Raw genomic sequence first — 20318 nt, 5'->3', positions numbered from 1 at the left:
ACGTCAGAAGATCAGCTGCACTTTGCAGCATTCGGTTGGGTTGTGCTCGAACGTGTCGAACGCGGTGGCGTAGGCATCGAGGTCGAAACGGTGGGTGATCAGCCGCTCCGGCTGCAAGGTGCCGCAGGCGAACCAGTCGATCACCTTGCCGAACTTGCCACTGTTCAATCGCGAGGCGTGGATCGCGAGCTCCTTGGCGGTGACCTTCTGCTGCACGATGGTCGACGGCTCGGCCGAGAAGCCGAGCAGGCCGATCCGCGCGGCGGGCGAGGCGATCTCGATGGCCTCGGTGAGAATGGCAGGATGGCAGGCGGCATCGATGATCAGCGTGGGCCGGATGCCGGCGTTTGCGAGTGCCGCGGGCAGGGCGCTCTGCGCCGTGTTGACGACGATGTCGGCGCCGCTGTGCCGCGCGGCCTCAAGGCGCGCGTCGATACGGTCGGTGACGATCAGCTGCTTCACGCCATAGACGTGCTTGAGCACCTGGATCACCGTCAGCCCGATCGGGCCCGCGCCATAGACCAGCGCGACATCGGAGGCGAACACGCGGGTGTGGTCGGTGATGTTGGCGGCGATCGAGAACGGCTCGACCAGCGGCGCCTTGTCGTCGTCGACGCTATCAGGCAGCAGATGCGCGTTCTCGGCCGGCACGCAGGCATATTCGGAGAAGCCGCCGTCGCGATGCACGCCGAGCACGGCGAGCTCCGCGCAGACATTGGGCCGTCCGACCGAGCAGGGATAGCAGGTGCCGCAGGAGACCACGGGATCGACCACCACGCGGGCGCCGAGCCGCGCGTTTACGCCCTCGCCGAGCTTGTCGATGCGGCCGAAGAACTCGTGGCCGATCACGCGCGGATAGCGCGCGAACGGGTTGCTGCCGTGCAGGATATGGATGTCGGAGCCGCAGATGCCGGCGCGCTCGACCTTGATGCGGACCTCGCCGGCGGCAGGCTCGGGAGTGGCGCGGGTTTCGATCGACAGGCGGCCGGGCCGCTCCACCACGAGGCTCTTCACGCGTCGCTCCCTTCGTCTGAGCTCATCTCGGCGGTGAGCCGAGGTCGTATAGCAATCCCAAAACTTGGATACAAGTTATCTGTTGAAACGTATTTTGGTATCCCTTATAGGCTTGGGGGATAGGTATGACATACAAAAGGTCCCCAAGCGGGCCGGCAGGGGAGGTTTGCCAATGTCGTCAGCCACATTCATGTCCCGTCGCCGCTTCGTCGGCACCGCGCTCGCAAGCGCCTCGGCGCTCGCGTTCGGTCCCGCGCAGGCGCAGTCGGCCAAATATCGGCTGCGCTACGGCACCGCGTTTCCGGCCACGCATCCCGGCGTCGTCCGCATCATCGAGGCGTCGGAGTTCATCAAGAAGCAGACCAACGGGCTGGTTGACCTGCAGGTCTATCCGAACAGCCAGCTCGGCAGCGAGCCCGACATGTTCTCGCAGGTGCGCTCCGGCGCGCTCGACTTCATGTCGACCTCCGGCGTGAACCAGACGGTGGTGCCGATCGGCGGCATCAATGCAGTCGCCTTCGCATTCGAGAGCTACGACCAGGTCTGGTCGGCCATGGATGGCGATCTCGGCAATCACGTCCGCGGCGAGTTCGCCAAGGTCGGCCTGCACGTGCTGCCGAAATGCCTCGACAACGGCTATCGCAACATCACCTCCGGCGCCAAGCCGATCGCATCGCCGGACGACCTCAAGGGCTTCAAGATCCGCGTCCCCGGCAATCCGCTGTGGTTGACCCTGTTCAAGACCCTCGGCGCCGCGCCGACGCCGATCAATTTCGGCGAGCTCTATGCGGCGCTGCAGACTCGCATCGTCGACGGCCAGGAGAATCCGTTGGCGCTGATCCAGAGTGCGAAGCTTTACGAGGTGCAGAAGTATATCGCGTTGTCCGGCCATATCTGGGATGGCCACTACATCTTCGCCAATACGATGCGCTGGGGCAGCCTGCCGGCCGACGTTCGCGACGTCGTCACCGCGGCGCTGTCGGATGCGGCCGTGAAAGAGCGGCAGGACATCCAGAGCTTCAACGAGAAGGCGCAGGCCGAGATGCAGGGCGCCGGCGTCACCTTCAACAAGGTCGATACCAAGCCGTTCCGCGACGCGCTGCGCACTGCCGGCTTCTACACGGAATGGAAGACGAAGTTCGGCGCCGAGGCGTGGGGCCTGCTCGAGAAGTCAGTGGGGCAGCTCTGAGGCGTTCGTGCTTGCCGCCGTCGTTCGAGACGCCCGCCTGTGGCGGGCTCCTCGGGGACGAGGGCTGACGGCGTGGCACGACGAGACCCTCCCGGCGAGGAGCGTCGCACGTGCGACGCGTCTCGACCATGAGGCCGAGCTGATAATGATGCGCTCGCGTTGACCGGGGAGAATGCAATGGCCGTTGACATCACAGCGACGACCTCCGCGCCATCGCATGGCGCATTCGCGCGATTCGATCAGGTGCTCGGCCGCACGGTCGAGGCCTTGGCCGCCGCGCTCGTCGTAGCAGAGCTCGTCCTGCTCGGCGCTGCGACCGCCGCACGCTACCTCTTCAATGCGCCCTTGATCTGGTCGGACGAGCTCGCCACCGTGCTGTTCGTCTGGCTGGCGATGCTCGGCGCGGTGGTGGCGCTGCGCCGCACCGAGCACATGCGGCTGACCGCCTTCGTGCGCAACCTGTCGCCGGCGTGGCGGGCGCGCACGGATGCGCTCGGCCTGATGCTGGTCTGCACCGTGCTGGTCGCGCTGGTGATGCCGTCCTGGCATCATCTCGACAGCCATCTGATCGCCAAGATGCCGGTGCTCGAAATCAGCGAGGGCTATCGCGAAGCGGCCATGCTGTTGGGCGTGCTGCTGATGCTACTCACGGCGGTCGACCGGCTGATCCAACAGGCCACGCTGCCGCAGATCATCGGCGCGCTGGCTGTCGTGCTCGCAGGCGCCGGGGCGCTGTATGCGGCCGCGCCTGTCCTGGAGGATCTCGGCAACTACAATCTCTTCATCTTCTTCTTCGTCCTCGTCGCCGGCGCGATGGTGATCGGCACGCCGATCGCTTTCGCCTTCCTGCTCGCCACCGTCGCCTATCTGCATTTCAGCACCACGGTGCCGGTCCTCATCGTGCCCGGCCGCGTCAGCGAGGGCATGTCGCATATGGTGCTGCTGGCAGTGCCGATGTTCGTGCTGCTCGGGGCGCTGATCGAGATCGCAGGGCTGGCGCGCGCGATGATCCTGTTCCTGGTCTCGCTGATCGGCCATCTCCGCGGCGGCCTGCAATATGTGCTGCTCGGCGCGATGTATCTGGTCTCCGGCATCTCCGGCGCCAAGGCCGCCGACATGGCCGCCGTCGCGCCGGCACTGTTTCCGGAGATGAAGCAGCGCGGCAGCCGCGAGGGCGATCTGGTCTCGCTGCTGTCGGCCTCAGCCGTGATGTCGGAGACGATCCCGCCCTCGATCGTGCTGATCACGGTGGGCTCGGTGACCGGCGTGTCGATCGCCGCCTTGTTCACCGGTGATCTGCTGCCAGCGGTGGTCGGGCTCCTTGCATTGTCAGTCGTGGTCTATCTGCAGACCCGCAAGGAGGACATGAGCGGCGCGCAGCACTTCGATGCCAAGACGCGGCTGAAGCTGTTCGCGATCTCGATCCCCGGCCTCGGCCTGCCGATCGTGATCCGCTCGGCGGTGGTCGAAGGCGTCGCCACTGCGACGGAGGTCGCCGCCATCGGCGTGATCTACACCGTGCTGGTCGGCATCTTCGTCTACCGGCAGTTCGACTGGAAGCGTGTCTATCCGATCCTGGTCGATACGGCCTCGCTGTCAGGGGCGATCCTGCTCGTCGTGGGAGCCGCCACCGGCATGGCCTGGGCGCTGACCCAGTCCGGCTTCTCGCAGCAGCTCGTCGACCTCATGGTCGCCGTGCCCGGTGGCCGCTGGGGTTTTCTGCTGATCTCGGCGCTCGCCTTCGTCGTGCTCGGCAGCGTGCTCGAAGGCGTGCCGGCTGTCGTGCTGTTCGGGCCGCTGCTGTTTCCGATCGCGCGCATGATGGGCGTGCACGAGGTGCACTATGCGATCATCGCGGTGTTCGCGATGGGGCTCGGCCTGTTCACGCCGCCATTCGGCGTCGGCTTCTATCTCGCTTGCGCGATCGGCCGCGCCTCGCCCGATGAGGTCATCCGCCACGTCTGGCCGCATCTCGCCGCGCTGCTCGTGGCACTGCTGCTGATCGTGTTCCTGCCGTGGATCTCGATCGGCTTCCTGTGAATCGGATAGACTGCCGCCATGGATGACGATCAGACACCGCTGACGCGATTGGACGGCAAGGCCGGGCGGCGGCTCGCCGACCAGGTCTATGAGCGGCTGCTCGAGGACATCGTCTCCGGCGCGCTGCCGCCGGGCACGCCGATGGCCGAGCTCGACCTGTGCGAGCGGCTCGGCGTCAGCCGCACCCCCGTGCGCGAGGCCTTGATCAAGCTTGCCGACGTCGATCTCGTGCGCATCTATCCGCAGAGCGGCAGCGTCGTGGCGCCGGTGTTGCGCGAGGCTTTCGGCGAGGCGCAGTTCATTCGCGAGCATTTGGAATGCGCGCTGGTTGCGGAAGCCGTGCGCTACATGGATGCGACCTCGCTGCGTGAGCTGACCGAGCTGATCGAGAAACAGAAGGCTGCGGCCGATCCGGCGGAGTTCTACGTCCATGACGAGGCGTTCCATCAGACTATCGCCCGCACCAGCCGGCATCCGCATGTCTGGCAGGTGATCCGGCAGACCAAGATTCATTTCGACCGCGTCCGTCATCTCACCTTGATCGAGGATGCCGGCCATATTCCGCTCCTGATCGCGCAGCATCAGGAGATCCTGGACGGGCTCGCAGCGTGCAACGAGGCCCAGGCGGTGGCGGCGATGCGGCGGCATCTGCGCGAGGTGTTCCGCCGCGCCGACGGCATCTTTGCGCGTCAGGAAGAGATGGCGCAGGCGGAGCCGCGCACCCGCGCCCGGCGGCGGCGTTGATCGCGTGCACTCATTGTTGAAGAGGTGGACGACATGGAACAGACGTGGCGCTGGTTCGGACCCGATGATCCCATCACCCTGCCGCAGGTGCGCCAGACCGGCGCGACCGGGATCGTGACGGCGCTGCATCACATCCCCTACGGCGTGGTGTGGAGCACCGACGAGATCATCAAGCGCATCGGTCTGATCGAGGGCGATTCGTCGCTGCGGCTGCGCTGGAGCGTGGTCGAGAGCCTTCCCGTCTCCGAAGCCATCAAGCTCGGCGAGGGGAATCTCACCGAGCTGTTCGACAACTACCGGCAGTCGCTGCGCAACCTCGCCGCCTGCGGCGTCACCACCGTCTGCTACAATTTCATGGCGGTGCTGGACTGGACCCGCACCGAGCTTGCGCATCGCCTGCCGGGCGGCGCCACCGCGCTGCGCTTCGACATGGATCGCTTCGCGGCGTTCGACTGCTACATCCTTCAGCGCCCAGGCGCGGAGGCGGAGTTCTCCGCCGATGTGCTCGACCGTGCCAAGGCCTGGGTGGCGCAGGCTTCCGAGTCCGACAAGGACCGTCTGCTCGCCACCATCATGGCTGGACTGCCTGGGGCCTATGACCGTTACGACGTGCCCGGCCTGCGCCGCATGCTGGAAAAATATCGCGGCATCGGCCATGCCGAGCTGCGCGCCAACTATGCGCGCTTCCTGCGCGAGGTGGTGCCGACGGCGGAGGAATGCGGCGTCAGCCTGTGCGTGCATCCCGACGATCCGCCGCGCGATCTGTTCGGCCTGCCGCGCGTGGTGTCGTCGGCCGACGACCTTCAGTTCATCGTCGATGCGGCCTCCTCGAAGGCCAACGGCATCACCTTCTGCACCGGTGCGCTCGGCGCCGGCGGCCAGAACAACGTGCCGGCCATGGCCGAGCGCTTCGCCCCACACATTCGCTTCGTGCACCTGCGCAACGTGACGAAGATGCTCGACGGCTCGTTCATGGAGGCGGAGCATCTGCGCGGCGATGTCGACATGGTTAAGGTCGTGACAACGCTGCTCAAGGAGCAGGCGCGCCGCAAAGCCGAGGGCGAGCCGGACTGGCGCATCCCGTTCCGGCCCGATCACGGCCATGAGCTGGCCGACGATATCGGCCGCGGCACCCATCCCGGCTATCCCCTGGTCGGCCGCTTGAAGGGCCTCGCCGAGATCCGCGGCGTGATGACGGCGGTTGCGGCCATCAACCGCTTGCCGGTCTGACCGCGCCGTGATCTAGGATCGACGGACAAGACCAGACAGGTAGACCCGGCCGATGCGTGCCGTCGTGATTCACGCGCCCAAGGACCTGCGCATCGACAACTTTCCGGATCCCGCGCCGGAGGCGGGGCAGGTGCGGGTCAAGATCGCGGCCGGCGGCATTTGCGGCTCGGATCTGCATTACTATCATCATGGCGGTTTCGGCACGGTGCGGATCAAGCAGCCGATGGCGCTGGGCCACGAGATTGCCGGCGTCATCGCGGCCGTCGGCGCCGGTGTGACCGGCCTCTCCGAAGGCACGCGCGTTGCCGTCAACCCGAGCCTGCCTTGCGGCCACTGCGCCTATTGTCGCGAAGGGCTGCGCAACCAGTGCCTGGACATGCGCTTCATGGGCAGCGCGATGCGCGATCCGCACGTGCAGGGCGGTTTCCGCGAGTTCGTCACCGTCGATGCGTCCCAGGCCGTGCCGATCGCGCCATCGCTGTCGCTCGGCGAGGCGGCGATGGCCGAGCCGCTGTCGGTGTGCCTGCATGCCGCGCATCAGGCCGGCTCGCTGCTCGGCAAGCGCGTGCTGGTGACCGGCTGCGGCCCGATCGGCGCGCTGTCGATCCTGGTCGCGCGCTATGGCGGCGCGGCCGAGATCGTTGCGACCGACGTCGCCGAGGCGCCGCTCGCGGTCGCCCGCAAACTCGGCGCCAGCCATGCCGTCAACGTCGCGGCCGAGCCGGCCGCGCTCGATCCGTGGCGCGTGGGCAAGGGCACGTTCGACGTGCTGTTCGAGGCCTCCGGCAACCAGGCCGCGCTGCGGGCGGCGCTCGATGTCATGCGGGCGGGCGGGGTCATCGTGCAGCTCGGGCTCGGCGGCGAAATGACCCTCCCGCTCAACACGCTGGTCACGAAGGAGCTGCAATTGCGCGGCACCTTCCGGTTCGACCGTGAATTCGATCTGGCGGTGCGGCTGATGGGCGAGGGACTGCTCGACGTAAAGCCGCTGATCTCAGCCACGCTGCCGTTCCAGGAGGCAATTTCCGCCTTCGAGCTCGCCAGCGATCGAAGCCGCGCGATGAAGGTTCATTTGACGTTTTGATCGTGGGATTGACGCCGATGAGAGTCGCCTGCATCGGAGAGTGCATGGTTGAGTTCGCGCAGGAGGACGGCAGCCTGTTCAGGCGCGGCTTCGGCGGCGACACGCTCAACACGGCGCTCTATCTGTCCCGGCTCGGCGTGCCCACCTCCTACGTGACCGCCCTTGGCGACGATCCGCTCAGCGCGATGATGTTGGTGGCGTGGCGGGCGGAGGGCATCGACACCTCCGAGGTGCTGCAGGTCGAGGGCCGCGTGCCCGGCCTCTATATGATCGAGCGCGACGCCCGGGGCGAGCGCAGCTTCCTGTATTGGCGCGATCGTGCGCCGGCGCGCGAGCTGTTCGACCGCGCCGATCGCGACATGCTCGACCGGCTCTCGCGCTTCGATTGGATCTATCTCTCCGGCATCAGCTTGTCGCTGTATGGCGAGACCGGCAAAGCCAAGCTGCGTGAGCTGCTCACGGTCGCCCGCAAGCGCGGGGCGCGCGTGGTGTTCGACGGCAACTACCGACCGCGCGGCTGGGCCAGCCGCGAGGTGGCGCAGCGTGCGTTCCGGGCGATCCTGCCGCTGGTCGACATCGCGCTGCCGACGCTCGAGGACGAGCAGATGCTGTTTGGTGACGCCGATGCCTCCGTCTGTCTGCGCCGCTTCAAGGAAGCGGGCGTGGGTGAGGTCGTGGTCAAGCGCGGGCCGCGCGGCTGTCTGATCCATGCCGATGGCGTGCTGGTCGACATCGCGCCGCCCGCCGTGCTGCAGCCGATCGACACCACGGCAGCCGGCGACTCCTTCAACGCGGGCTATCTGGCCGCGCGCATCAAGGGCATGCCGCCGCGCAAGGCGGCGCTGGCAGGGCATCGGCTGGCCGGCGCCGTGATCATGGCGCCCGGCGCGGTGATCCCGGCCACCGCGATGCCGCGGGACATTCTGGCACTGAGCGAGGCATGATGAGCAGTTCGGACAAGCGCGCGAAGCTCGATGCAGTGTTTGCGCTCGCGCCGGTGATTCCGGTGATCACGATCGACGACGCCGCGCAGGCCGTGCCGCTCGCGCGCGCGCTCGTCGCGGGTGGTCTTCGCGTCATCGAGATCACCTTGCGCACGCAGGCCGGACTCGACGCGGCGCGCGCGATCATCAACGAGGTGCCCGACGCGGTCGTCGGCATCGGCACCGTGCTGACGCCGGCGGATTACGAGCGCGCCGCCAATCTCGGCGCTGCGTTTGCGATCAGTCCGGGGATGTCGATTGGATTGCTCGACGCCGCCAACGCCGGCGAACTGCCGTTCGCGCCGGGCATCCAGACGCCGTCGGACCTGATTGCCTGCGTCACGCGCGGCTATGAGTTCGTGAAGTTCTTCCCCGCGGTGCCGGCCGGCGGGCTCGCCGCGCTCGACGCATTGGCGGGGCCGTTCCCGAACGTACGCTTCTGTCCGACCGGCGGCATCAATGCCGGCAACGCCGCGCAGTGGCTCGCGCACAAGAAGGTCGTTGCGATCGGTGGCTCCTGGATCGCGCCGGCGGCGGACATCAAGGCGGCGGCCTGGGCCGCCATCGAGCAGCGCGCGCGCGACGCGACGACGCTGCGTTAAGCCTCTTTTACCTCTGATTGCAGTTTGATCTGCTGCCGATTTCCGGAAGTGCTCCGCTGCGCATCCGCGCGGGCTGTGCAAAGATCCCTCAAAAAGTATTACAGTCAAATAATATGACTAGTCAGGCCGGAGGTTCCGTGGAATAACGGCCCCGTCAGCCTGGCGGCTGGCGCGAACGGTGCGAAGACACCGCTATCAAGCGGCGCCGCATCTACAACAGATACTCTTGTGGGAGAGAACGCCTGATGAATTTGAAAGCCCTTTTTGCGGCCTCGGCAACGGCCGCCCTGCTGCTTGCGACCTCCGCCAGCGCCGCTGAGCTGACCGTCGGCTTTTCGCAGATCGGATCCGAGTCCGGCTGGCGCGCCGCCGAGACCTCGGTCTCGAAGTCGGAAGCGACCAAGCGCAAGATCAACCTGAAGATCGCCGACGCCCAGCAGAAGCAGGAAAACCAGATCAAGGCGATCCGCTCCTTCATCGCGCAGGGTGTGGACGCCATCTTCCTCGCGCCGGTCGTGGCCTCGGGCTGGGACGCCGTGCTGAAGGAAGCCAAGGAAGCCAAGATCCCGGTCGTGCTGCTCGACCGCGACATCGATCCCTCCGGCAAGGACCTCTATCTGACCGCCGTCACCTCCGACAGCGTGCATGAAGGCGCGGTCGCCGGCGAGTGGCTCGCCAAGACCGTGGCCGGCAAGGACTGCAACGTCGTCGAGTTGCAGGGCACGGTTGGCGCCAGCGTCGCCACCAACCGCAAGAAGGGCTTCGACTCCGTCGTCGCCAAGAACGCCAATCTGAAGGTCGTGCGCAGCCAGACCGGCGACTTCACCCGCGCCAAGGGCAAGGAAGTGATGGAGAGCTTCATCAAGGCGGAGAACGGCGGCAAGTCGATCTGCGCCGTCTATGCCCATAACGACGACATGATGGTCGGCGCGATCCAGGCGATGAAGGAAGCCGGCCTCAAGCCGGGCAAGGACATCCTGACCGTCTCGATCGACGCGGTTCCGGACATCTTCAAGGCGATTGCCGCGGGCGAAGCCAATGCGACCGTCGAGTTGACGCCGAACATGGCCGGCCCGGCCTTCGACGCCATCGTTGCCTTCAAGGAGAAGGGTACGGTCCCGCCGAAGTGGATCCAGACCGAGTCGAAGCTCTACACGTCGGCTGACGAGCCGATGAAGGTCTACGACAGCAAGAAGGGCCTGGGCTACTGAGTCCAGGATCCCGCCGTCGTCCTGGCCTGGTGCGCAATTGCGCACCTGGAGCCAGGACCCATAACCACCGGCTTTGATGAGGTTCGCGGTATTGGCCAAGTGCCTCAATCGACCCTTCCGCGGTATGGGTCCCGGCTTTCGCCGGGACGACGGAGATAGCTCCCTGGCGTCCGCGCGTGTCGCGGACGCCGGACCGTTGGCCAAGTAGTCCGTGTAGTTCGTCATGTCTGATCCTTCAGCTCCGCCGGCCAGCCGTCCAGCCCTGCTGGACATCCGTGGTCTGTCGAAGAGCTTCGGTACGCTGAAAGCACTCGATGGCGTCGACTTCACCCTCGGTGAGGGCGAGATCCATGCGCTGCTGGGCGAGAACGGCGCCGGCAAGTCGACGCTCATCAAGGTGGTCACCGGCGTGTTCGCGCGTGATGCCGGCACTGTCCGGCTCGCTGGTCGCGAGATCGCGCCGCGCTCGGCCAAGGACGCCGTCGATGCCGGCATCGCCACCGTCTATCAGGAAGTAAACCTGCTGCCGAATCTGTCGGTGGCGCAGAATCTCTATCTCGGCCGCCAGCCGACGCGCTTCGGCGTCGTGCGCGAGGGCGAGATGAAGCGGCGCGCGCGTGCGCTGCTGCTCGACTACGGCCTGGATATCGATGTCGGCGCGCCGCTTTCCAGCTACTCGGTCGCGGTCCAGCACATCACGGCGATCGCGCGCGCGGTCGATCTGTCGGCGCGCGTGCTCATCCTCGACGAGCCGACCGCGAGCCTCGACCGCCACGAGGTCGAAATCCTGTTCAGCGTGATGCGCAAGCTGGCGGATCGTGGCATCGGCATCGTGTTCGTCAGCCATTTCCTCGACCAGGTCTATGAGATCTGCGACCGTGTCACCGTGCTGCGCAACGGCCGGCTGATCGGCAGCCGCGACATCGCCGACCTGCCGCGGCTCGATCTCATCAGGATGATGCTGGGCCGCGAGCTTGCCGAGACCACCCATGAGCGTGCGGCGAGCCAGCCCGACACGGCGCGCGAGGTCTGCGTCAGCTTCAAGAATTTCGGCAAGCAGGGGTACGTCGCGCCATTCGATCTGGAGCTGCGCCGCGGCGAGGTCGTCGGGCTCGCCGGCCTGCTCGGCTCCGGTCGCACCGAGACCGCGCGGCTGGTGTTCGGCGCAGAGCGCGCTGACAGCGGTGAAGCCACGATCGACGGCAAGGCGATCAAGCTGAATTCGCCGCGCGACGGGGCAGGCTTCGGCTTCGGCTACTGCCCGGAGGAGCGCAAGACCGAGGGCATCGTCGCCGACCTCACCGTGCGCGAGAACATCGTGCTGGCGCTGCAGGCGCGGCGCGGGCTGCACCGTCCGCTGTCGCGGCGCGAGCAGGACGAGATCGCGATGCGCTACATCCGCATGCTCGACATCCGGCCGCCGGACCCGGAGCGGCCGATCGGGCTATTGTCCGGCGGCAATCAGCAGAAGGCGCTGCTTGCTCGCTGGCTGGCGACCTCGCCGAAGCTGCTGGTGCTGGACGAGCCCACGCGCGGCATCGATGTCGGCGCGCATGCCGAGATCATCCGTCTCGTCCGTGAGCTGTGCGACCAGGGCTTGGCGCTGCTGGTCATCTCCTCCGAGCTCGACGAGATCGTCACCTACTCGAACCGCGTCGTGGTGCTGCGTGATCGCGAACATGTCGAGGAGCTGAAGGGCGACGCCATCGAGGTCTCCAGCATTCTCGCGGCCATTGCCGCCGACACCGCGCCGGCGCACGAGGCCGCATCATGACGCTCCGCATTCCCCGCCGCGGCATGGCCCAGGCCTTGGCGCTGATCATCATCCTGATGATCGACCGCCTGGTGTCGCCGCAGTTCTTCAACCTGCATCTGCAGGATGGCCGCCTGTTCGGCAGCGTCATCGACGTGCTCAATCGCGGCACGCCGGTGGCGCTGCTGTCGCTCGGCATGGTGCTGGTGATCGCGACCGGCGGCATCGATCTCTCGGTCGGCGCCGTCATGGCGATCGCGGGTGCCACCGCGGCGAGCCTCGCCGATACGCATTCACTGCCGGTCGTGCTCGCGTCGGCGCTCGCCGTCGGCCTTGCCTGCGGGCTGTGGAACGGCATTCTCGTCGCCGTGCTGCGCATCCAGCCGATCGTCGCCACGCTCATTCTGATGGTCGCGGGTCGCGGCATTGCGCAGCTCATCACCGAGGGCCGCATCGTCACGTTCACCTCGCCGGATCTCGTGTGGATGGGCAACGGCGCCGTGCTCGGCCTGCCGACACCGGTCGTGATCGCGTTGGGCATGCTGCTGGTGACGGCAACGGTCGTGCGCGGCAGCGCGCTCGGGCTCCTGATCGAGGCGACCGGCGGCAATGCCCGCGCCAGTGAGCTCTCAGGCGTCGGCACCCGCGCGATGATCCTCTCGGTCTACGTCTGGTGCGGCCTGTGCGCGTCGCTCGCCGGCGTCATCGCCGCGGCCGACATCATGGGCGCCGATGCCAACAACGCGGGACTCTGGCTTGAGCTTGATGCGATCCTCGCGGTCGTGATCGGCGGCACGTCGCTGTTCGGCGGCCGCTTCAGTCTCGTTCTGGCGGTGGCCGGCGCGCTGATCATCCAGGCCATGAACACCGGCATTCTCCTCTCGGGCTATCCACCGGAGCTCAATCTGCTGGTCAAGGCCGTCGTCGTGCTGGCCGTGCTGCTGGCGCAGTCGCCGCGGCTCGGCGATCTCTCGCGCTTCACCGCGCGCTGGCGGAGGACCAAGCCATGAAGGCCTCGACCTCGGTTGCGATCACAGCCTTCGTGCTGGTCGCCGGCTTTGTGCTGTGCGCGCTGCAATTCCCGAACATCGCCTCGACTCGCGTGGTCGCCAATCTGCTCACCGACAACGCCTTCCTCGGTATCGTCGCGGCCGGTATGACCTTCGTCATCATCTCCGGCGGCATCGATCTCTCGGTGGGCTCGGTGATCGGCTTCACCACCGTGTTCACGGCGCTCGCGATCGAGCGCTGGGGCATTCCGCCGCTCGCCGCCTTCGCAATGGTGCTGGTGCTGTGCGCGCTGTTCGGCGCCGCGATGGGCACCGTCATCCATGTCTTCGAGCTGCCGCCCTTCATCGTGACGCTGGCCGGCATGTTCCTGGCCCGCGGCGTCAGCTTCCTGCTCTCGACCGAGTCAATTCCGATCACTGCGCCGATCTACAGTGCCGTTTCGGATTTCGCGATCAGGCTGCCCGGCGGCGGCCGGCTCACCGCGATCGCGATTGCGATGCTCGTCATCCTCGTCGTATGCGCGCTGCTGCTGCACCTGACGCGATTCGGCGCCAACGTCTACGCCCTCGGCGGCAGCCGCGCGGCGACCGCACTGATGGGCATTCCGGTCGGGCCGATGACCATCCGCATCTATATGCTGTCCAGCGTGCTTGCGGGCCTCGCGGGCATCGTCTTCTCCTTCTATACCGCGGCCGGCTATTCGCTGTCGGCCGTCGGTGTCGAGCTCGATACCATTGCGGCCGTCGTGATCGGCGGAACCTTGTTGACCGGCGGGCAGGGCACCGTCATCGGCACCTTCCTTGGCGTCCTGATCCAGGGCATGATCCAGACCTACATCAACTTCGACGGCACGCTGTCGAGCTGGTGGACCAAGATCGCCACGGGGGTTCTGTTGTTCGTCTTCATTGCGCTGCAGCAAGGTCTGATGGCGCTCGCGCGCCGCTCATCCGTCAAGCCCGCAGGGGCCAAGCTGGCGGGCGCCAAGCCTGCTGACGTCACGCCGGCGGGGGCGCCGACATGACGTCGTCGCACATCGTCTCGATCCCGACGCGCCGTGCGCATTCCAACCACGCCGAGGTCGCCCGCAGCATCGGCATCGACATCATCTCGGGCCGTCTCGGCGAGGGCGCGCGGCTGCCGGGCGACGCCGAGCTGACGGCGACGTTCGGCGTCTCCAGGCCGGTGCTGCGCGAGAGCGTCAAGACGCTGGTCGCGAAAGGCCTGCTCTCGACCAAGGCGCGCGTCGGCACCGTCGTGCGCGAGCGCTCCGCCTGGAACATGTTCGATCCGGACGTGCTGGCGTGGCACCTCGACGCAGGGATCGACAAGCGCTTCCTCGCCGATCTCGCCGAGATCCGGCTGGCGATCGAGCCGCGCGCGGCCGCCCTCGCGGCCGAACGCCGCACGGATGACGATGTCGCAGAAATGCGCAAGGCGATGGCGCAGATGGAGCGCGAGCCGTCGACCTCGGTAGCGTTCGCCGAGGCCGATCTGGCCCTGCACATTGCGGTCGCCAACGCCTCCGGCAATCCCTTCATGCGCTCGATCGGCGCGGTCATCGAAGCGGCGCTGCGCGCCTCCTTCGTGTTGAGCGCACCGGTCGAGACCGCCGATCGCGACACAGTGCTGGTCTGGCACCAGCGCATCATCGATGCGATCGCCAATGGAGACCCCGAGGGCGCCTCGGAAGCCATGATCGAAGTCATCTACAACGGCCGGCGGCGTCACGCGCAATCGGCTGCACGAACGGACCAGGAATGAGCAACGACAAATCAGACAAGCAGCTGCGCAGCCAGGCGTGGTTCGGCCGCCAGGACAAGATGGGCTTCTATTATCGCTCATTCCTGAAGAACAGCGGCACGCCGCAGGACCGCTTCGAGGGCCGTCCGGTCATCGGCATCTGCAACACCTGGTCGGAGCTGACGCCCTGTAACGCGCATTTCCGCGTCATCGCTGAGCATGTCCGCCAGGGCGTGCTCGATGCCGGCGGCTATCCCTTGGAATTCCCGGTCTCCTCGCTCGGCGAGGTGACGATGCGTCCCACCGCGATGCTGTTCCGCAACCTCGCTTCGATGGACGTCGAGGAAGCGATCCGCGCGCATCCGCTCGACGGCGTCGTGCTGCTGATGGGCTGCGACAAGACCACGCCGGCGCTCTTGATGGGCGCGGCCTCGGCCGACCTGCCGGCGATCGGCGTCTCCGGCGGTCCGCAATTGCGCGGCGTCTATCGCGGCCAGATTATCGGCTCCGGGACCAACATCATCTCGATGAGCGAGCAGCTGCGCGCCGGCGAGATCACCTTGAAGGAATTCCACGAGGCCGAGGCGGGCATGAACCGCTCCGCCGGCAGCTGCATGACCATGGGCACGGCCTCGACAATGGCCTCGATGGTCGAGGCGCTGGGCATCGGCCTGCCGGAGAACGCGGCGATCCCCGCGGCCGACGCGCGCCGCAATTTGCTGGCCCGCATGGCCGGCCGGCGGATCGTCGAGATGGTCAATGAGGACCTCAAGCCGTCGGACATTCTGACGCGCCAAGCGTTCGAGAACGCGATTCGCACGCTGGCGGCGATCGGCGGCTCGACCAACGCGGTCGTGCATCTGCTCGCCATCGCCGGCCGCATCGGCGTCGAGCTCACGCTCGATGATTTCGACCGGCTGTGCCGCGACGTGCATTGCCTCGTCGACCTGATGCCGTCGGGGCGCTTCCTAATGGAGGACTTCTACTATGCCGGCGGCCTGCCGGCCGTGCTGCGCGCGCTCGGCGAGCGCGGCCTGCTGCACAAAGATGCACGCACCGTCAACGGCAAGACGCTGTGGGACAACGTCGCCGAGGCCCCGAACTATAATGCCGAGGTGATCACGCCGTTCGAGACGCCGTTCAAGACGGAAGCCGGCATCGCCATCCTCAACGGCAACCTCGCGCCGAACGGCGCGGTCATAAAGCCGTCGGCGGCCTCGCCGGAGCTGATGAACCACACCGGGCGCGCCGTGGTGTTCGAGAGCGTCGAGGAGATGCATGACGCCGTCGACGACGACAATCTCGACATCGACGCGTCCTCCATCATGGTGCTGAAGAATTGCGGTCCGAAGGGTTATCCGGGCATGGCCGAGGTCGGCAACATGCCGCTTCCGGCGAAGGTGCTGCGCCAGGGCGTGCGCGACATGATCCGCATTTCCGACGCGCGCATGTCCGGTACGGCCTATGGCACGGTGGTGCTGCACGTCGCCCCCGAGGCCACCGTCGGCGGACCGCTGGCGCTGGTGAAGAACGGCGACATGATCACGCTCGACGTTCCCGGCCGCCGGCTGCACCTGCATGTCAGCGACGAGGAGCTCGCCGCGCGCCGCGCCGCGTGGACGCCGCCGAAGCCGCACGCCGATCGCGGCTATCAGAAGCTCTACATCGATCACGTGCTGCAGGCCGATCGCGGCGTGGATTTCGACTTCCTGGTCGGCCGCACCGGCTCGCCGGTGCCGCGCGACAATCACTAAGAGGTGCCCATGACCGCTTCCGCCAAAAAGCTCTACAAGGGCGTCTTCCCGGTCGCACCGACCGTCTTCGACGCTGACGGCCGCCTCGATCTCGACGGCCAGAAGCGCGCAATCGACTTCATGATCGATGCGGGCTCGCACGGCATCTGCATCCTCGCGAATTTCTCCGAGCAGTTCGTGCTGACCGATGATGAGCGCGATCTCGTCATGACCACGGTGCTGGAGCATGTCGCCGGCCGCGTGCCGGTGATCGTCACGACCACGCATTTCTCGACCTTCGTCTGCGCCGAGCGCTCGCGCCGCGCGCAGGACAAGGGCGCTGCGATGGTCATGGTGATGCCGCCCTATCACGGCGCGACGTTCCGTGTGCCCGAAAGCTCGATCTACGAGTTCTATCGCGGCGTGTCGGATGCGATCTCGATTCCGATCATGGTGCAGGACGCGCCGGTCGCGGGTACGCCGCTGTCGGTGCCGCTGCTCGCGCGCATGGCCAAGGAGATCGAGAACCTCGCCTATTTCAAGATCGAGGTGCCGCGCGCCGCTGACAAGCTGCGCGCGCTGATCGAGGCGGGCGGCGCCGACATCCAGGGCCCGTGGGACGGCGAGGAGGCGATCACCCTGATGGCCGATCTCGACGCCGGTGCCACTGGCGCGATGACCGGTGGCGGCTATCCCGACGGCATCCGAAAGATCATCGATCCCTACTTCGCAGGCGATCGCGACGCTGCGGCCGCTGCCTATGAGCGCTGGCTGCCGCTGATCAACTACGAGAACCGGCAGTGCGGGCTTGCGACCTGCAAGATCCTGATGAAGGAGGGCGGCGTGATCAAGCACGACACGTTGCGCGCGCCGCAGCCACCGATCCATCCGGCGACACAAAAGGGCCTGATCGAGATCGCGCGCCGGCTCGATCCGCTCGTGTTGCGCTGGGGACGCTGAGCCATGAGCGAACTTCGTGTCGCCATCGTCGGCTTCGGCAAGATCGCCAAAGACCAGCACGTGCCGGCGATCGCCGGCACCGACGGCGTAACCTTGACGGCGGTGGCGAGTCGCAACGCGTCGCTGCCCGGCCTGCCGCATTTCGGCTCGATCGAGGAGCTGCTGCGCGACGGGCCGGAGATCGATGCGGTGTCGCTGTGCACGCCGCCGCAGGTCCGCCGCGCCCAGGCGCTGGTCGCGCTCGAGGCCGGCAAGCATGTGATGCTGGAGAAGCCGCCGGGCGCGGCCGTGAGTGAGCTCGATCCGCTGGTCACGCTGGCTGCCAAGAAGCAGCGCACGCTGTTCGCGACCTGGCACTCGCGCTACGCGCCCGCCGTTGAACCCGCGCGGGCGTGGCTGGCGTCGCGCGAGATCCGCAGCGTTCGCATCGACTGGAAGGAGGACGTCCGCGTCTGGCATCCCGGTCAGGCCTGGATCTGGCAGCCAGGCGGGCTCGGCGTGTTCGATCCAGGGATCAACGCGCTGTCGATCCTGACGCGCATCCTGCCCGAGCCGGTGTTCGTCACCGAGGCCGAGCTGTCGTTCCCGTCCAACTGCCAGGCGCCGATCGCAGCCAATCTCTTGATGTCCACGGCGAGCGAGTTGCCGATCGCGGCCGAGTTCGACTTCCGCCAGACGGGGCCGCAGAGCTGGGACATCCGCATCGAGACCGACGCCGGACAGCTGAAGCTGTCCTTGGGCGGCGCGCGGATGACCTTGGATGACCAGGTCATGATCGACGAGAAGGAACGGGAATATCCCGGCCTCTACCGCCGCTTCGTCGAGCTGACCAAGACCGGCGCAAGCGACGTCGACCTGGCGCCGCTGCGTCTGGTGGCCGATTCCTTCCTGCTCGGCCGCCGCAACATCGTCGAGCCGTTCGAGGACTAAGCCATGGCAGAGCCACGGATCACCAGGGATGTGTTTGGCAGCCTGCCTGATGGCCGCGAGGTCGAGCGCGTCACCTTGCATGGCGCCGGCGGCTTCGAGGCGCGGATCATCACCTTCGGCGCCGCGCTGCAGGCGCTGCTGGTGCCGGATGCGCATGGCGCCGTCGATGATGTCGTGCTCGGCCATGACGACCTCTTGAGCTACGTCAAGCTCCGCAAGTTCTTCGGCGCCACGGTCGGGCGCTATGCCAACCGCATCGCCGGTGCGCGCTTCACGCTCGATGGCGATGACGTGCGGCTGGAGGCCAATGACGGCGCGCATGCGCTCCATGGCGGTCCCGATGGCTTCGATCGCAAGCTCTGGCAGATCGTCGCGACCGAGGACGGCGAGCAGCCCTCGGTCACATTGCTCTATGTCAGCCCGGACGGCGAGGCGAATTATCCGGGGCGGCTCGACGTCCGCGTCACCTATCAGCTCACCGGCCGGATGGAATTGTCGGTGACCTTCGCCGCGCGGACGACCCGCACCACGATCATCAACCTGACCAACCACAGCTTCTTCAATCTCGATGGCCTCGCGGCCGGCACCGGCATCCTCGACCATCGGCTGACCTTGGCCGCCGACCATTATCTCGCGATCGACGAAACCGCGATCCCGCTGCCGGGACCGCCGCATGATGTCGCCGGCACGCCGTTCGACTTCCGCGACGCGCAGCCGATCGGCGCGCGCATCCGCGCCGACGATGCGCAGATCAAATGCGGCCGCGGCTATGACCACAATTTCTGCCTGCGCGCCGGCGATGGCCTCCGCCTCGCAGCCCGGCTGGAGTCGCCGCGCTCGGGCCGCGTCATGGAGCTGCACACCGATCAGCCCGGCCTCCAGGTCTATTCCGGCAACTACATCGACGCGACCGTCAGCGGGAAGGGCAGGGTGTTCCGGCAGTCCGACGCGCTCTGCCTGGAGCCGCAGGTCTGGCCTGACACGCCGAACCGTCCTGACTTCCCGAGCGCGCGTCTGGCGCCCGACGAGGTCTACAAGCACGAGACCATCTATCGCTTCTCGACCACGGGAGCGTCCGCATGATGATGGAGCAGGTGCCGACAACAGTGCTCTGCGCCGAGCATTGCCATCTCGGCGAAGGGCCGACCTACGACCCGGCAACCGACATTGCCTGGTGGTTCGACATCCGCGAAGGCCTGCTGTTCGAGGCCAAGATCGGCAGCGGCGAGATTCGCCGCCATGTGCTGGGCAAGATGGCGAGCGCGCTCGGCCGCATCGATGCGAACAAGCAACTGATCGTCGCCGAGGACGGGCTCTATATCCGCAGCATCGCCGACGGCGCGCTGTCGCTGTACCGGCCGCTCGAAGCCGACAACCCGGCGACGCGGTCGAACGACTCGCGCGTGCATCCCTCGGGCACGTTCTGGATCGGAACCATGGGCCGCAAGGCGGAGCGCGGGCTGGGCGCGATCTATGCGCTGCATCGCGGCGAGATCGTCCGGCTGTTTCCGAACGTCACCATCCCGAACGCAATCTGCTTCACCGCGGATGGCGCGACCGGCTATTTCGCTGACACCGACGAGAACGTGCTCTACCGCGTCGCACTCGATCCACAGACCGGCCTGCCGCGCGGCGAACCGGCGGTGCTGCTGCGCCACACCGGCATCGGCGGCCTCGACGGCGCCGTGGTCGATGCCGAGGGGCGGATCTGGAACGCGCGCTGGGGCGGCGGTTGTGTCGACGTCTACAGCCCGCAGGGCGAGCATCTGCGCTGCATCGCGGTTCCCGCCGTCCAGGCCAGTTGCCCGGCCTTCGTCGGTACCGATCTGTCGCGCCTGCTGGTCACCTCGGCCTGGCAGGACATGGACGCGGCGGCCAAGGCGGCCGATCCGGGCCATGGCCAGACCTTTCTGCTCGACGTCGGCGTCCGGGGACGTGCCGAGCCTGACGTCGTGCTGTCGATCTGAGAGGAGGAACAATCAAGTCGAGCGTCGTTCAGCCTAACAGCTAACTGGTATCAGCATACGCAATCGCGTATGTCTTATTGAAATTCGAAAATCCAAGTCTTCGAACATCCAACAGTTCGAAAGTCCA

At 66.8% G+C, this 20318-nt stretch carries 18 protein-coding genes; 17 read left to right on the top strand and 1 reads right to left on the bottom strand.

The genetic code is table 11. The annotated features are described in order from the left end of the window. Positions 1-3: 3 nt before the first annotated feature. The gene (locus BRAD285_RS24660) at positions 4-1014 is read right to left on the bottom strand and encodes a Zn-dependent oxidoreductase (RefSeq protein ID WP_006610783.1); all 1011 of its coding nucleotides are present in this window, start codon (positions 1012-1014) and stop codon (positions 4-6) included. A gap of 172 nt (positions 1015-1186) precedes the next feature. Here BRAD285_RS24660 and BRAD285_RS24655 point away from each other — a divergent pair, with 172 nt between their 5' ends. The 17 genes from BRAD285_RS24655 (at position 1187) to BRAD285_RS24575 (ending at position 20191) form a co-directional block, all read left to right on the top strand. Beyond that, positions 1187-2203 carry a TRAP transporter substrate-binding protein gene (locus tag BRAD285_RS24655; RefSeq protein ID WP_035645472.1) on the top strand — a complete coding sequence of 339 codons (1017 nt, stop codon included), beginning with the start codon at positions 1187-1189 and terminating at the stop codon, positions 2201-2203. A 177-nt stretch (positions 2204-2380) separates the two neighbouring features. Beyond that, complete coding sequence (locus tag BRAD285_RS24650; RefSeq protein WP_035645478.1) at positions 2381-4243, top strand: TRAP transporter large permease subunit; 1863 nt, start codon at positions 2381-2383, stop codon at positions 4241-4243. Between the two features lie 18 nt (positions 4244-4261). Next, entirely contained in the window at positions 4262-4987 is a 726-nt protein-coding gene (locus BRAD285_RS24645) for a GntR family transcriptional regulator (RefSeq protein ID WP_006610786.1), read from the top strand. 33 nt (positions 4988-5020) lie between these two features. After that, positions 5021-6217, top strand: coding sequence for a mannonate dehydratase (gene uxuA, locus BRAD285_RS24640; RefSeq protein WP_006610787.1), 1197 nt, complete (start codon positions 5021-5023; stop codon positions 6215-6217). 52 nt (positions 6218-6269) lie between these two features. Next, positions 6270-7301: an L-idonate 5-dehydrogenase gene (locus BRAD285_RS24635; RefSeq protein ID WP_006610788.1), complete on the top strand. Its 1032-nt coding sequence runs from the start codon at positions 6270-6272 to the stop codon at positions 7299-7301. A gap of 17 nt (positions 7302-7318) precedes the next feature. Then, positions 7319-8245: a sugar kinase gene (locus BRAD285_RS24630; RefSeq protein WP_035645507.1), complete on the top strand. Its 927-nt coding sequence runs from the start codon at positions 7319-7321 to the stop codon at positions 8243-8245. After that, positions 8242-8886, top strand: a complete 645-nt coding sequence (gene eda / locus BRAD285_RS24625; protein ID WP_006610790.1) for a bifunctional 4-hydroxy-2-oxoglutarate aldolase/2-dehydro-3-deoxy-phosphogluconate aldolase — start codon at positions 8242-8244, stop codon at positions 8884-8886. The genes BRAD285_RS24630 and eda overlap by 4 nt, the downstream gene beginning before the upstream one ends. Positions 8887-9131: 245 nt before the next feature. Then, the gene (ytfQ, locus tag BRAD285_RS24620; RefSeq protein WP_006610791.1) at positions 9132-10097 is read left to right on the top strand and encodes a galactofuranose ABC transporter, galactofuranose-binding protein YtfQ; all 966 of its coding nucleotides are present in this window, start codon (positions 9132-9134) and stop codon (positions 10095-10097) included. A gap of 223 nt (positions 10098-10320) precedes the next feature. Further along, positions 10321-11871 (top strand): sugar ABC transporter ATP-binding protein, encoded by a 1551-nt coding sequence (locus BRAD285_RS24615; RefSeq protein WP_006610792.1) that lies wholly within the window; start codon positions 10321-10323, stop codon positions 11869-11871. Further along, positions 11868-12860 (top strand): ABC transporter permease, encoded by a 993-nt coding sequence (locus BRAD285_RS24610; protein WP_006610793.1) that lies wholly within the window; start codon positions 11868-11870, stop codon positions 12858-12860. The genes BRAD285_RS24615 and BRAD285_RS24610 overlap by 4 nt, the downstream gene beginning before the upstream one ends. Beyond that, positions 12857-13882: a galactofuranose ABC transporter, permease protein YjfF gene (gene yjfF / locus BRAD285_RS24605; RefSeq protein ID WP_006610794.1), complete on the top strand. Its 1026-nt coding sequence runs from the start codon at positions 12857-12859 to the stop codon at positions 13880-13882. The genes BRAD285_RS24610 and yjfF overlap by 4 nt, the downstream gene beginning before the upstream one ends. After that, complete coding sequence (locus tag BRAD285_RS24600) at positions 13879-14622, top strand: FadR/GntR family transcriptional regulator (RefSeq protein ID WP_006610795.1); 744 nt, start codon at positions 13879-13881, stop codon at positions 14620-14622. The genes yjfF and BRAD285_RS24600 overlap by 4 nt, the downstream gene beginning before the upstream one ends. Beyond that, entirely contained in the window at positions 14619-16355 is a 1737-nt protein-coding gene (locus BRAD285_RS24595) for an IlvD/Edd family dehydratase (protein ID WP_035645482.1), read from the top strand. Before BRAD285_RS24600 ends, BRAD285_RS24595 begins: the two co-directional genes overlap by 4 nt. A 9-nt stretch (positions 16356-16364) precedes the next feature. Then, a complete protein-coding gene (locus tag BRAD285_RS24590) occupies positions 16365-17294 on the top strand; it encodes a dihydrodipicolinate synthase family protein (protein ID WP_035645484.1) in 930 nt (309 codons plus the stop codon). Positions 17295-17297: 3 nt separating this feature from the next. After that, on the top strand, positions 17298-18224 hold the full coding sequence (locus BRAD285_RS24585) for a Gfo/Idh/MocA family protein (RefSeq protein WP_006610798.1): 927 nt from the start codon (positions 17298-17300) through the stop codon (positions 18222-18224). A 3-nt stretch (positions 18225-18227) separates the two neighbouring features. Beyond that, positions 18228-19307 (top strand): aldose epimerase family protein, encoded by a 1080-nt coding sequence (locus BRAD285_RS24580; protein WP_006610799.1) that lies wholly within the window; start codon positions 18228-18230, stop codon positions 19305-19307. 2 nt (positions 19308-19309) lie between these two features. Further along, complete coding sequence (locus tag BRAD285_RS24575) at positions 19310-20191, top strand: SMP-30/gluconolactonase/LRE family protein (protein WP_006610800.1); 882 nt, start codon at positions 19310-19312, stop codon at positions 20189-20191. Positions 20192-20318 lie beyond the last annotated feature (127 nt).

The organism is Bradyrhizobium sp. ORS 285, assembly GCF_900176205.1.
Classification (GTDB): Bacteria; Pseudomonadota; Alphaproteobacteria; order Rhizobiales; family Xanthobacteraceae; genus Bradyrhizobium.
The sequence above is the reverse complement of the archived record's forward strand: the minus strand, read 5'-3'. Positions and strand labels throughout refer to the sequence as shown.

What these genes read in the sequence shown, in the direction of transcription:
- BRAD285_RS24630 (WP_035645507.1), top strand. Translation starts at nt 7,319, where the DNA reads ATGAGAGTCGCCTGCATCGGAGAGTGCATGGTTGAGTTCGCGCAGGAG.
- yjfF (WP_006610794.1), top strand. Translation starts at nt 12,857, where the DNA reads ATGAAGGCCTCGACCTCGGTTGCGATCACAGCCTTCGTGCTGGTCGCC.
- eda (WP_006610790.1), top strand. Translation starts at nt 8,242, where the DNA reads ATGATGAGCAGTTCGGACAAGCGCGCGAAGCTCGATGCAGTGTTTGCG.
- BRAD285_RS24580 (WP_006610799.1), top strand. Translation starts at nt 18,228, where the DNA reads ATGGCAGAGCCACGGATCACCAGGGATGTGTTTGGCAGCCTGCCTGAT.
- BRAD285_RS24635 (WP_006610788.1), top strand. Translation starts at nt 6,270, where the DNA reads ATGCGTGCCGTCGTGATTCACGCGCCCAAGGACCTGCGCATCGACAAC.
- BRAD285_RS24585 (WP_006610798.1), top strand. Translation starts at nt 17,298, where the DNA reads ATGAGCGAACTTCGTGTCGCCATCGTCGGCTTCGGCAAGATCGCCAAA.
- BRAD285_RS24610 (WP_006610793.1), top strand. Translation starts at nt 11,868, where the DNA reads ATGACGCTCCGCATTCCCCGCCGCGGCATGGCCCAGGCCTTGGCGCTG.
- BRAD285_RS24615 (WP_006610792.1), top strand. Translation starts at nt 10,321, where the DNA reads ATGTCTGATCCTTCAGCTCCGCCGGCCAGCCGTCCAGCCCTGCTGGAC.
- BRAD285_RS24575 (WP_006610800.1), top strand. Translation starts at nt 19,310, where the DNA reads ATGGAGCAGGTGCCGACAACAGTGCTCTGCGCCGAGCATTGCCATCTC.
- BRAD285_RS24590 (WP_035645484.1), top strand. Translation starts at nt 16,365, where the DNA reads ATGACCGCTTCCGCCAAAAAGCTCTACAAGGGCGTCTTCCCGGTCGCA.
- ytfQ (WP_006610791.1), top strand. Translation starts at nt 9,132, where the DNA reads ATGAATTTGAAAGCCCTTTTTGCGGCCTCGGCAACGGCCGCCCTGCTG.
- BRAD285_RS24595 (WP_035645482.1), top strand. Translation starts at nt 14,619, where the DNA reads ATGAGCAACGACAAATCAGACAAGCAGCTGCGCAGCCAGGCGTGGTTC.
- BRAD285_RS24600 (WP_006610795.1), top strand. Translation starts at nt 13,879, where the DNA reads ATGACGTCGTCGCACATCGTCTCGATCCCGACGCGCCGTGCGCATTCC.
- uxuA (WP_006610787.1), top strand. Translation starts at nt 5,021, where the DNA reads ATGGAACAGACGTGGCGCTGGTTCGGACCCGATGATCCCATCACCCTG.
- BRAD285_RS24650 (WP_035645478.1), top strand. Translation starts at nt 2,381, where the DNA reads ATGGCCGTTGACATCACAGCGACGACCTCCGCGCCATCGCATGGCGCA.
- BRAD285_RS24645 (WP_006610786.1), top strand. Translation starts at nt 4,262, where the DNA reads ATGGATGACGATCAGACACCGCTGACGCGATTGGACGGCAAGGCCGGG.
- BRAD285_RS24655 (WP_035645472.1), top strand. Translation starts at nt 1,187, where the DNA reads ATGTCGTCAGCCACATTCATGTCCCGTCGCCGCTTCGTCGGCACCGCG.